Annotated in this window: 11 protein-coding genes; 4 read left to right on the forward strand and 7 right to left on the reverse strand. The window is 70.1% G+C overall.

The window, feature by feature from the left end; all coding sequences use genetic code 11:
• Positions 1-8 precede the first annotated feature (8 nt).
• Together ispF and ispD are read right to left on the reverse strand one after the other, a co-directional pair.
• On the reverse strand, positions 9-497 hold the full coding sequence (ispF, locus tag BM109_RS09375) for a 2-C-methyl-D-erythritol 2,4-cyclodiphosphate synthase (RefSeq protein WP_093342291.1): 489 nt from the start codon (positions 495-497) through the stop codon (positions 9-11).
• Positions 494-1,216, reverse strand: coding sequence for a 2-C-methyl-D-erythritol 4-phosphate cytidylyltransferase (gene ispD, locus BM109_RS09380; RefSeq protein ID WP_093342490.1), 723 nt, complete (start codon positions 1,214-1,216; stop codon positions 494-496). Before ispD ends, ispF begins: the two co-directional genes overlap by 4 nt.
• Before the next feature lie 122 nt (positions 1,217-1,338).
• On the opposite strand from ispD, the gene mfd reads away from it, so the two are divergent.
• The 4 genes from mfd to serB are packed head-to-tail and all read left to right on the forward strand — an operon-like array spanning position 1,339 to position 6,234.
• Entirely contained in the window at positions 1,339-4,824 is a 3,486-nt protein-coding gene (gene mfd / locus BM109_RS09385; protein WP_093342293.1) for a transcription-repair coupling factor, read from the forward strand.
• 49 nt (positions 4,825-4,873) lie between these two features.
• The gene (locus BM109_RS40705; RefSeq protein WP_143129128.1) at positions 4,874-5,125 is read left to right on the forward strand and encodes a CopG family transcriptional regulator; all 252 of its coding nucleotides are present in this window, start codon (positions 4,874-4,876) and stop codon (positions 5,123-5,125) included.
• Positions 5,122-5,520: a type II toxin-antitoxin system VapC family toxin gene (locus tag BM109_RS09390; RefSeq protein ID WP_177239288.1), complete on the forward strand. Its 399-nt coding sequence runs from the start codon at positions 5,122-5,124 to the stop codon at positions 5,518-5,520. The genes BM109_RS40705 and BM109_RS09390 overlap by 4 nt, the downstream gene beginning before the upstream one ends.
• The gene (serB, locus tag BM109_RS09395) at positions 5,521-6,234 is read left to right on the forward strand and encodes a phosphoserine phosphatase SerB (RefSeq protein WP_093342296.1); all 714 of its coding nucleotides are present in this window, start codon (positions 5,521-5,523) and stop codon (positions 6,232-6,234) included. It begins immediately after the preceding gene.
• Between the two features lie 4 nt (positions 6,235-6,238).
• On the opposite strand, the gene BM109_RS41175 is transcribed toward serB, so the two are convergent.
• From BM109_RS41175 to BM109_RS09420, 5 genes are all read right to left on the reverse strand, one after another.
• The gene (locus tag BM109_RS41175) at positions 6,239-7,009 is read right to left on the reverse strand and encodes an IclR family transcriptional regulator (protein ID WP_177239289.1); all 771 of its coding nucleotides are present in this window, start codon (positions 7,007-7,009) and stop codon (positions 6,239-6,241) included.
• A gap of 68 nt (positions 7,010-7,077) precedes the next feature.
• Complete coding sequence (locus BM109_RS09405; RefSeq protein WP_093342297.1) at positions 7,078-8,067, reverse strand: Bug family tripartite tricarboxylate transporter substrate binding protein; 990 nt, start codon at positions 8,065-8,067, stop codon at positions 7,078-7,080.
• A gap of 25 nt (positions 8,068-8,092) precedes the next feature.
• A complete protein-coding gene (locus tag BM109_RS09410) occupies positions 8,093-9,262 on the reverse strand; it encodes an acyl-CoA dehydrogenase family protein (protein WP_093342299.1) in 1,170 nt (389 codons plus the stop codon).
• Between the two features lie 10 nt (positions 9,263-9,272).
• Positions 9,273-10,490 (reverse strand): CaiB/BaiF CoA transferase family protein, encoded by a 1,218-nt coding sequence (locus BM109_RS09415; protein ID WP_093342300.1) that lies wholly within the window; start codon positions 10,488-10,490, stop codon positions 9,273-9,275.
• A gap of 20 nt (positions 10,491-10,510) precedes the next feature.
• Positions 10,511-11,704, reverse strand: coding sequence for an acyl-CoA dehydrogenase family protein (locus BM109_RS09420; protein ID WP_093342302.1), 1,194 nt, complete (start codon positions 11,702-11,704; stop codon positions 10,511-10,513).
• Between the last annotated feature and the right edge of the window lies 1 nt (position 11,705).

Genomic DNA, 11,705 nt, shown 5'->3' on the forward strand with positions numbered 1-11,705 from the left:
TCGCGCGCTCAGCGGTGCAGCAGCACCACGGCGCGCGCTTCCATCGCGCGGCCCTCGCCCACCGGGCCCAGCTTCTCGGCCGTCTTGGCCTTCACGTTGACCTGCTCGCCCGCGATGCCCAGCGTCTGCGCGATGCGCTCGCGCATGGCCGGGATGTGCGGCGCCAGCTTCGGCGCCTGCGCGATCACGGTGCTGTCGACATTGCCGATCTGCCAGCCCTCGGCGCGCACGCGGCGCGCCGCCTCGGCCAGCAGCACGGCCGAATCGGCGCCGCGGAACTGCGCGTCGGTGTCCGGAAAATGCCGGCCGATGTCGCCCAGGCCCGCGCCGCCGAGCAGCGCGTCGGTGATCGCATGCAGCAGCACGTCGGCATCGGAATGGCCGAGCAGGCCCGTGACATGCGGCACCTCGATGCCGCCGAGGACCAGCTTGCGCCCCGCCACCAGCTGATGGACGTCCCAGCCCTCGCCGACGCGGATGTTGAAGGCGCCACTCATGCGAGCACCTTCTTGCGCGCCAGCAGCAGCGCCTCGGCCAGCGCGAAGTCCTCGGGATAGGTGACCTTGAAGTTCTGCGCGCTGCCCGGTACCAAGAGCGGCGTCAGCCCGACCGCCTCGATCGCGCCGGCCTCGTCGGTCACCGCGTCGCCGGCACGCTCGAGCGCGTCGAGCAGCATGCCGATGCGGAACATCTGCGGCGTCTGCGCGAGCCACTTGTCGGCGCGCGGCAGGGTCTGCGCCACGCGGCTGTCGGCCGTCGACACCTTGAGCGTGTCGGCCAGCCGGTGCGCCAGCAGGCCGCCGACGGCATCGTGCTCGCAGGCCGCGATCAGCGCCTCGATCTGGCTCGGCGTCACGAGGCAGCGCGCCGCATCGTGCACCAGCACCCAGTCGTGCGCGCCGGCCCCCTTCTGCCGCAGCGCCAGCAGGCCGTTGCGCACCGAGGCCGCGCGCGTCACGCCGCCCACGCGCAGCAGGTGCTCGTCCTGCAGCGGAAAGAGCGGCAGCGCGGCGTCCACGTCGCGGTCCTCGGGCGCCACCACCAGCGCTATGCCGGCGAAGCGCCCGTTCAGCGCGCGGAAGGCCTCCAGCGTGTGCGCCACCATCGGCGCCCCGGCCAGCCGCCGGTACTGCTTCGGCTGCGGGGACTGCGCATGGCCGGCACGGTGGCCGGAACCGGCGCACGGGATCAGCACGAAGAGGCGGGAAGAAGACATGGTGCGGCAGACGGTCGGCCAGTGCGCCGACAAGCAGAAGAAGGGCCGCCATTCTAGAATCGACCCCATTGCACACCCCTCGCCAGTCGGCGCGGGGTGTTGTGCATTTCCAGCAAGCCTTTATGGACCTCCCCCATCTCACGGCGGGCAAGCGCTTCACGCTGCCGCGCCCCCCGCTGTCGGCCGATGCGCTGCTGCTGGCCCAGCTCGCGCGGCGCGAAAAGTCCGCGGGCCGCGCCACGGCCATGTTCACGGCCGATGCCAACGACGCCCAGCGCCTGATCGACGAGATCGCCTTCTTCGCGCCCGAGCTGCGCTGCGCGCTGTTTCCCGACTGGGAGACGCTGCCCTACGACAGCTTCTCCCCGCACCAGGACCTGATCAGCGAGCGCCTGGCCACGCTGTGGCGCATCAGCCAGAAGGAAGCCGACGTGGTGCTGGTGCCGGCCACCACCGCGCTCTACCGGCTCGCGCCGCCGTCCTTCCTCGCGGGCTACACCTTCCATTTCAAGACCAAGCAGAAGCTGCAGGACGCCAAGCTCAAGGCGCAGCTCACGCTGGCCGGCTACACCCACGTCACGCAGGTGGTGAGCCCGGGCGAGTACGCGGTGCGCGGCGGCCTGATCGACCTGTTCCCGATGGGTTCGCCGGTGCCCTACCGGGTCGACCTGTTCGACGACGAGATCGACTCGATCCGCACCTTCGACCCCGACACCCAGCGCAGCCTCTACCCGGTGCCCGAGGTGCGGCTGTTGCCGGGCCGCGAGTTCCCGATGGACGACGACGCGCGCGCGCGCTTTCGCGGCCGCTGGCGCGAGCTGCTCGAGGGCGACCCGACCAAGAGCCGCATCTACAAGGACATGGGCAACGGCGTGGCCACCGCCGGCATCGAGTACTACCTGCCGCTGTTCTTCGACGAGACGGCGACCGTGTTCGACTACCTGGGCCCCGACACCACCGTGGTGCTGCATGGCGAGCTCGAGCCCGCTTTCCAGCACTTCTGGCAGGACACGGGCGAGCGCTACCGGCTGGTGCGCGGCGATCCCGAGCGCCCGGCGCTGCCGCCCGAGGCGCTGTTCCTCAACGCCGAGCAGTTCTACCAGCGCGTGAAGCCGCATGCGCAGCTCTCGATCCGCTCGACCGCCGACGCCGCGCCCTTCGCCGAGTTCGACACCCTGCCCGCCTTCTCGGTGGTGCGTGGCGCCGATGATCCGCTGGTGCGGCTCAAGGCCCACATCGCCGCCACGCCACACCGCGTGCTGATGATCGCGGAGAGCGACGGCCGGCGCGAGAGCCTGCTCGACTTCCTGCGCGCCAGCGGCGTGAGCCCGCCGGCCTTCGACTCGCTGGCCGAGTTCGAGGCCGCAACCGACGAGAAGGTCGGCATCGCCACCGCCGCGCTGGCGGCCGGCTTCGCCTGGCGCGAACAGGGCATCGACTTCGTCACCGAGACCGAGCTGTTCGCCACCGGCAGCACCGGCCGGCGCCGCAACAAGAAGCAGGAACAGGTCAGCGACGTCGAGGCGCTGATCAAGGACCTGTCCGAGCTCAACGTGGGCGACCCGGTGGTGCACTCCGCGCACGGCATCGGCCGCTACCGCGGCCTGATCCACATGGACCTGGGCCAGGGCAGCGATGCCGAGGGCAAGCCGCTGCTGCAGGAAATGCTGCACCTGGAGTACGCCGACAAGGCCACGCTCTACGTGCCCGTGAGCCAGCTGCACCTGGTGAGCCGCTACACCGGCGTCAGCGCCGACGAGGCGCCGCTGCACAAGCTCGGCTCGGGCCAATGGGACAAGGCCAAGCGCAAGGCCGCCGAGCAGGTGCGCGACTCGGCCGCCGAGCTGCTCAACATCTACGCGCGCCGCGCCGCGCGCGAGGGCCATGCCTTCCGCTATTCGCCGGCCGACTACGAGGTGTTCGCCAACGACTTCGGCTTCCAGGAAACCGCCGACCAGAAGGCCGCGATCCATGCCGTGGTGCAGGACATGATCTCGCCGCAGCCGATGGACCGCCTGGTTTGCGGCGACGTCGGCTTCGGCAAGACCGAGGTCGCGCTGCGCGCCGCCTTCATCGCGGTCACCGGCGGCAAGCAGGTGGCCTTCCTCGCGCCCACCACGCTGCTGGCCGAGCAGCACTACCAGACCCTGGTGGACCGCTTCGCCAAATGGCCGGTGAAGGTGGCCGAGATGAGCCGCTTCCGTTCGACCAAGGAAATCACGACCGCCGCCAAAGGGCTGGCGGAGGGCACGGTCGACATCGTGGTCGGCACCCACAAGCTGCTCTCGGAGTCGGTCAAGTTCAAGAACCTCGGGCTGCTGATCATCGACGAGGAGCACCGCTTCGGCGTGCGCCATAAAGAGGCCATGAAGGCGCTGCGCGCCGAGGTCGACGTGCTCACGCTCACGGCCACGCCGATCCCGCGCACGCTGGGCATGGCGCTCGAGGGCCTGCGCGACCTCAGCGTGATCGCCACCGCGCCGCAGCGCCGGCTCGCGATCAAGACCTTCGTCCGCAACGAGGGCACCGGCGTGATCCGCGAGGCCGTGCTGCGCGAGCTCAAGCGCGGCGGCCAGGTCTACTTCCTGCACAACGAGGTCGAGACCATCGAGAACCGGCGCCAGAAGCTCGAGGAGATCCTGCCCGAGGCGCGCATCGCCGTCGCCCACGGCCAGATGCCCGAGCGCGAGCTCGAGCGCGTGATGCGCGACTTCGTGGCCCAGCGCTACAACCTGCTGCTGTGCTCGACCATCATCGAGACCGGCATCGACGTGCCGACCGCCAACACCATCGTGATGAGCCGCGCCGACAAGTTCGGCCTGGCGCAGCTGCACCAGCTGCGCGGCCGCGTCGGCCGCTCGCATCACCAGGCCTATGCCTACCTCATGGTGCCCGACACCGAGGGCCTGACCAAGCAGGCGGCGCAGCGGCTCGATGCGATCCAGCAGATGGAGGAGCTGGGCTCGGGCTTCTACCTCGCGATGCACGACCTCGAGATCCGCGGCACCGGCGAGGTGCTCGGCGAGAACCAGAGCGGCAACATGATGGAGATCGGCTTCCAGCTCTACAACGAGATGCTCAGCGAGGCCGTGCGCTCGCTCAAGGCCGGGCAGGAGCCCGACCTGCTGTCGCCGCTGTCGGTCACGACCGAGATCAACCTGCACGCCCCCGCCCTGCTGCCCGACGACTACTGCGGCGACGTCCACCTGCGGCTGTCGTTCTACAAGAAGCTCGCCACCGCGAAGAACCCCGACCAGATCGACACCCTGCTGGAGGAGATCGTCGACCGCTTCGGCAAGCTGCCGCCGCAGGCCCAGACCCTGATCGACACCCACCGCCTGCGCGTGCTCGCGCGGCCCTACGGCGTTGTCAAGGTCGATGCGGCGCCGGGCGTCATCAACATCACCTTCAAGAAGGATCCGCCGGTCGATTCGATGGCGATCATCCACCTGATCCAGAAGAACAAGCACATCAAGCTGGCGGGCAACGAGAAGCTGCGCATCGAGCGCGAGCTCAAGGAGCCGAAGGAGCGGGCGCAGATGGTGCGCGATGTGTTGCGCAGCCTGGGGCAGCCGTTGGTCAAGGAAAGCCCTGCGGCCGTCGTATAAGTGCCAGCCACTTATATAATTGCCGATGTAATTTTTCGGGAGATCCGCCATGTCCCAAATCACGATCTACCTGGACGAAGAGTCCGAGAAAACAGCGCGCGCGGCAGCGGCGGCGGCGAACCTGCCCTTGAGCCGCTGGTTCGCCCTGCTGGTGGCGCGTGAAGGGCAGCGCGGCAAGAAGACCGGTTGGCAGAGCTTCTTTGCCGAAGCCGACAAGCAGAAAGCCGCCTGGGACGAATTCCCCCTGACCGAGGACATGCACAAGGACCTCCCCCCCGATACGCCGCGCGAGTCCTTGTGAAGTACCTGCTGGACACCAACACCCTCATCTACGCCTTTCGCGGCACGGGCGGTGTGCGCGTGCGCATGAATGGCACGAGCGATGCGGACATGAATCTGTGCGCCATCAACCTGTTCGAACTCGAATTCGGTTTCGCCAAATCCGCCAACCCGGGCCCGCAGCGTGCGCTGCTCGCCGAGCTGGTGCAGCGCCTGCGCGTCCTGCCGCTGGACAGCGCGAGCGCGGAATCGGCCGGACAGATCAAGGCTCACCTGCAACACGTCGGTACGCCGATCGGCCCCTATGACCTGCTCATCGCGGGCATCGCGATGGCGCACAACCTGATCGTCGTCAGCCGCAACGTCAGCGAGTTCTCGCGCGTGCCCGGCCTGCGCGTCGAGAACTGGTATCACTGAATGACCCTTGCCCCCTCCTCCCCCGGCCTCGTCCTCCAGCGCTTCACGCCGCCGCTCGCCCTCCAGGACTTCAAGCTCATCGCCTTCGACATGGACTCGACGCTGATCAGCATCGAGTGCATCGACGAGATCGCCGACGCGGTCGGCAAGAAGGCCGAGGTGGCCGCGATCACCGAGGCCACGATGCGCGGCGAGATCAAGGACTTCAAGGAAAGCCTGCGTCGCCGCGTCGCGCTGCTGAAAGGCGTGCCGGTCGGCGCGCTGCAGCAGGTCTACGACGAGCGGCTGAAGCTCAACCCCGGCGCGGCCGAACTGGTGGCGGCCTGCAAGGCGGCGGGCCTCAAGGTGCTGCTGGTCTCGGGCGGCTTCACCTTCTTTGCCAACCGCGTGAAGGAACGCCTGGGCATCGACTTCGCGCGCTCGAACCTGCTCGACGAGGCCGACGGCCAGCTCACGGGCCAGGTCGCGATGCAGAGCTGGGGCGACATCTGCGACGGCGCCGAGAAGCGCCGCACCCTGCTCGAGTTGGCCTCGCTGATGGGCATCTCGGCGCAGGAATGCATCGCGGTGGGCGACGGCGCCAACGACCTGCCGATGATGGGCGAGGCCGGGCTGTCGGTGGCCTACCACGCCAAGCCCAAGGTGCGCGAGCAGGCGATGGTGGCGATCAACGAAGGCGGGCTCGACCGCCTGCTCGAGGTCGTCCGGCCCTGACCGGTCAGGCCGGGCTGCCGGCCGCGGGTGCCTTGGCCGCGGTGCCCAGCAACCGCTCGCGCATCGACGGCACCACGGTGTCGGCCGCGCGCTCGAGCTGCTCCACGAGGCCGCCCACGCCGACCGCGAAGCGCGCGCCCGAGGCGCTCGAGGCCGAGCCCAGCGCGATGATGCCGATGCCCTCGGTGACCACGCCGCGCGAGAACGCATAGCCGCGCTCGCGCGTCTCCTGCACGCGCGCCTTCACGTAGTCGGCATCGACGTCCTGCCCGCCGGGCTTGAGGCGCGCATTGCTGCGATGGATGGTGCGCGCCACGTGGTCGTCGCTGCTGGCCGCGAGCAGCGCCCAGCCGGTGCCCGACATGCACAGCAGCCGGCGCGTGCCGGGCTGCACGTTGAACTGGATCGCGCGGCTGCCGAAGATCACGTGCACGTATTGCGCGTAGATGTCGTTCTCGACCGCGAGGATGGCGGTGAAGCCGGTCTCGCGCGCGATGTCGCCGAGCACGGTGAGCAGCTGCCCGCCCTGGAACATCGAGTCCATCACCCAGTCGCCGATCGAGGCCAGGCGCGGCGTGGCGAGGTAGGCGCGCAGCGAGGAGTCGTAGCGCAGGTAGCCCAGCGTGGCGACGCTCTTGAGCAGCACCTGCGCGCTCGACAGCGGGTAGCCGAGCCGCTCGGAGATCTCGCGCACCGTCACCGGCCGCCGCACCTCCCGCAGGTACTCGAGCACCTGAAACACCCGCCCCGCCGTCTTGATGACCGATTGCTCCACTTCATGTTCTCCGCGGTCCCAGCCGGCATGTTGCGCGCTCGACCGCCCGGGCCGGACCGCGCGCGATGCTACTGCAACTCGATGCCGGTGATGCCCATCAGCCGCTTCCAGCGCTCGATCTCCTCGGCCTGGTAGCGGCGCAGTTCGGGCGCCGAGGACATGATCAGTTCGGTGCCCTGCTTGCGGTAGTAGGCCTGGATCTCGGGCGTCTGCGCGGCCTTGGCGAACAGCGCGCCGAGCTGCTCGAGCGCGGCCGGCGGCGCCTTCGAACTCACTGCGGCCGCGACCCAGTTGAACGCGAGGTAGTCGGGGTAGCCGGCCTCGCCGACGGTGGGCACCTCGGGCAGCACGATCGAGCGCTTGGGCGCGGTGAAGGCCAGCGGCCGCACCCGGCCCGAGCGCGCGAGCTCGTTGGCGCCGGTGGCGTCGACCACCGCGAAATCGACCTCGCCCGTGAGCACCGCGTTGACGGCCTCGCCCGCGCCCTTGTAGTTGATGCCGGCGGTCTTGATCTTCGCCATTTCGTTGAACCACTCGGAGTAGAGCGTGTACGACATGGAGCCGCTCGCGTAGTTGAGCTTGCCCGGCCGCTTGCGCGCATCGGCCACGAGGTCGGCCAGCGAACGGTGGGCCGAGGCGGCCGGCACGATGACCAGGCAGGCGCCGCGCGACAGCAGCGTGATCGGCGCGAAGTCGGCGATCGGGTCGTAGGGCAGCTTGCGGAAGGTGGCGGCGTTGGTGGTCAGCGTCGAGTTGCTGCCGATGAACACCGTGTGGCCGTCGTGCGGCGGATTCAGCGCCGTCTGCACGCCGATGAAACCGTTGCCGCCGGGCTTGTTCTCCACCGTCACCGCCTGGCCCGAGAGGTCGCCGATGCTCTTGGCGAACAGGCGTGCCGTGATGTCGGTGCCGCTGCCGGGCGGGAATGGCACGATGAAGCGCATGGCGTGCGAGGGAAAGGCCTGCGCCCGCGCGCGGCCGGGCAAGCTCGCGGCACCGGCCAGCGCCGCGCCGGTGCCGAGCAGCAGCCGGCGGCGGTCGCGAGAGAAATGACTCATGGTTCGTCTCCTGGTTTCTTCGTTCTCAGCGCCGCGAGCCCAAGAGCTCGCGCGCCACCACCCAGCGGTGCACCTCGCTGGGTCCTTCGTAGATGCGCATCAGCCGGGTTTCGTTGGCCATCTGCTGCAGCGGCATTTCCTTGGTCATGCCCATGGCGCCGAAGACCTGCATCGCCATGTCGATCACGTCCCAGGCCATCTCGGTGGCGTAGACCTTGATCATCGAGACCTGCGAGCGCGCCTCCTCGCCGCGGTCGATGCGCGCGGCGGCCTCGTAGGTCATGAGGCGGCAGGCGTGGATGCGCGTGGCGGCATCGGCCACGCCCCACTGCACGCTCTGGCGGTCGGACAGCAGCGCGCCGAAGGTCTTTCGCATCGGCGCGTACTCGCAGACCATGTCGAGCGCGCGCTGGGCGCGGCCGATGCACCAGGCCGCCATCTGCACGCGCCGGCTCGACAACCGCGCCTGCATCGGCGCGAAGCCCTGCCCTTCCTGGCCCAGCAACTGGCCGGCGCCGACACGGCAGTCCTGCAGCACCACCTCGTAGGTCGACACGCCGCCGAGCATCGGGATGCGGCGCTCGACGATGAAGCCCGGCGTGTCCTTGTCGACGATGAAGGCCGAGATGCCGCCGCGCGAGCCGAGCGCCTTGTCGGTCACGGCCATCACGATGGTCCAGTCGGCGCGCGCGGCGCGGCTGATCCAGATCTTGCGGCCGTTGAGCACCCAGTTGCCTTGCGCGTCGCGCTCGGCGCGCGTGCCCATCGCCGACGGGTCGGCGCCCGCGCCGGGCTCGGAGATGGCGATCGCCGAGACCGTCTCGCCGCGCGCATAGGGCGCGAGGTAGCGCTCGGTCTGCGCCGCGTCGGCCGTCTTCAGCAGCATGCGCAGGTTCGGCGAATCGGGCGGCAGGTCGTAGGGCACGATGGTCTTGCCGAGCTCCTCGTTGACGCCCACCATCGCCGTCACCGGCAGGTCGGAGCCGCCGAGTTCGGCCGGCGCATCGAGCCCCCAGAGGCCGAGCTCGCGCGAGAGCGCATCGAGTCGCTCGTGTTCCTCGGGCCTCAGCATCAGCTGCCCGCCCTCGGCTTCGCGCTTGAGCACCGCCGGCTCCAGCGGCAGCAGCTCGTCGCGCACGAAGCGCGCGACCAGGTCCTTGAGCATGCGGTGCTCGTCGTCGAGTTCGAAGTTCATGCCCCGCCCCTCACTCGCCGGCCACGGCGCGGCTGGCCTTGAGCCGCGCGATGGCCTCCTCGCCGAGGCCGGCCTCGCGCAGGATCTCGCTGGTGTGCTGCCCCACCGTGGGCGCCTGGCGGTACACGCGGGTCGGCGTGGCCGAGAAGCGCGCCGTGGGCCGCAGCTGGCGGATCGGCCCTTCGGTCGGATGCTGCGCGTCCTCGAACAGGCCCACCGCCTTCAGGTGCGGATGCGCGGGCAGGTCGTCGAGCGCATAGATCGGCGTGGCCGGGATGTCGAGCTTCTCGCACAGCGCCATCCACTCGGCCGTGGTCTTCAGCGGCGACAGCTCGCGCAGGTGGCCGTAGAGCGCGCGCACCTGCGCGTTGCGCTCCTGCCGGTTGGCGATGCTGTAGCGCTCGGCCAGCTCGGGCTGGCCGACCTCGACGAAGAAGGCCTGCCAGTGGCGCTCGGTGTAGGGCAGCATGCTGATCCAGCCGTCGCGCGTGCGCGCTGGCTTGCGCCCGCCCTCGAGCAGCCGCGGATAGCCGGCCTTCACCGCCGAGCCCTGAAAGGTCATGCCGCCCATGTGCTCGGCCAGCACGAAGGCCGCCATGGTCTCGAGCATCGGCACCTCGACGTACTGACCCTGCCCGCTGCGCTCGCGGTGCAGCAGCGCGGCCAGCACCGCGTTGCAGACCGCGAGGCCGGTGGTCTTGTCGGCGATCAGGCTGGGCGTGTAGTCGGGCTGCTCGCGCCCCGCCGAGCCCACGCCCACCAGGCCGCAGGCGGCCTGGATGATGTCGTCGAAGGCCGGCTTGTCGCGGTGCGGGCCGTCCTGGCCGAAACCGGTGGCGGCGCAATACACCACCTTGGGATTGAGCTTCGCCACCGCCTCGTAGCCGAGCCCGAGGCGCTCGACCGCGGCCACGCGCATGTTGTGCACCACCACGTCCACCTGCGGGATCAGCGCGCGCAGCGCGGCCACGCCCTCGGGCGACTTGAGGTCGACCGAGAGCGAGCGCTTGTTGCGGTTCACGGCCAGGAAGATCGAGCTCATGCCCGGGTGCTGCGAGATGCCGTTGGCGCGCATCATGTCGCCCTCGGGCGGCTCGACCTTGATCACGTCGGCGCCGTAGTCGGCCAGCATCTGGGTGGCCAGCGGGCCGAGCACCACGGCCGTGAGGTCGAGCACGCGGATGCCCTTGAGGGGGCCCGAGGGCGCGTTGGAAGTTGTATCGGTCATAGAGAAGAAAGAAGAGGGATTCAGTTGGGCAGGCCCACGAGATGCCGCGCCATCACCACGCGCTGGATCTGGCCGGTGCCCTCGACGATGTCGAGCGCCTTCACGTCGCGAAACAGCTTCTCGATCAGGTGGTCGCCACGGCCGCCCGCCAGGCCCAGCACCTCCATCGCGAAGCTCGTGGCCTCGAAGGCGGCCGGCGGCGCGAGCGCCTTCGAGGCCGAGGCCTCGAGCATGTTGGGCTGGCGCCGGTCGGCCAGCCAGGCCGCGCGCAGCGCCATCAGCAGCGCGGCCTTGAGCTTGCGGCGCGAGCGCTCGAGCCGGTCGCGCAGCCGCAGGTCGGAGGCCAGGCCCTGGGCCTGCATGAAAGCCGCGGCCTCGTCGAGCGCGGCGCGGCCGATGCCCACCGCCATGCCGGCGATGGCCGGACGGCCCGCGTTGAAGGTGTTCATCGCACCCTTGAAGCCGCCCGAGCGCTGCTCGTAGTAGGCCTCGCCGCCGAGCAGGTTGGCCGCCGGCACGCGGCAGCCCGAGAGGAAGAAGGAGGTCGACTCGTAGGCTTTCAGGCCCATCTTCTTCTCGATGCGGAAGTCGCCGAAGCCCGGCGTGCCGCGCTCGACCACGAAGGCGCGGTGGCCCGCGCGGCCCAGCGCCGGATCGATGGTGGCGAACACCACGGTCCATTCGGCGCGGCCCGAGTTGCCCGAGAAGGACTTCGCGCCGTCGAGCACCCAGTGCTCGCCGTCGCGCCGCGCGCGGGTCTTGATGTTGGCCACGTCGGAACCGCCCGAGGGCTCGGTCATCGCGAAGGCACCCCAGATCGGGCGCTGCGGATTCACGAAGGGCGAGAGAAAGCGCTGCTTCTGCTCGGGCGTGCCCATCGAGAGGATCGGCGGTTCGCCCAGGCCCGGGCCCGGCAGCGCGACGCCGATGCCGCGGTCCCAGTAGGCGCCCTCCTCGGCCAGCAGCACCTGGGCCACGGCCGAGCCTGCCTTGTTGGGCGCGGGCGCATCCGTGCCGTCGGGCGCCGCGCCGGCCGCGCGCCAGCGCGTGCGGCCGAAGCCCTCGGCCAGCATGCGCACGAAGAAGGGGTCGTCCACCGGCAGCGGCGCGCCCGCGCGGTCGGCGCGCCAGCCCGCGGGCCGCATCTCGTCGCGCCCGAGGCGGCGCAGGGTCTGCAGGCGGGCCTGGTCGTCCGCGCTGATCGAAAAATCCATC

The sequence above is a fragment of the Variovorax sp. PDC80 genome, assembly GCF_900115375.1.
Lineage (GTDB): Bacteria > Pseudomonadota > Gammaproteobacteria > Burkholderiales > Burkholderiaceae_C > Variovorax.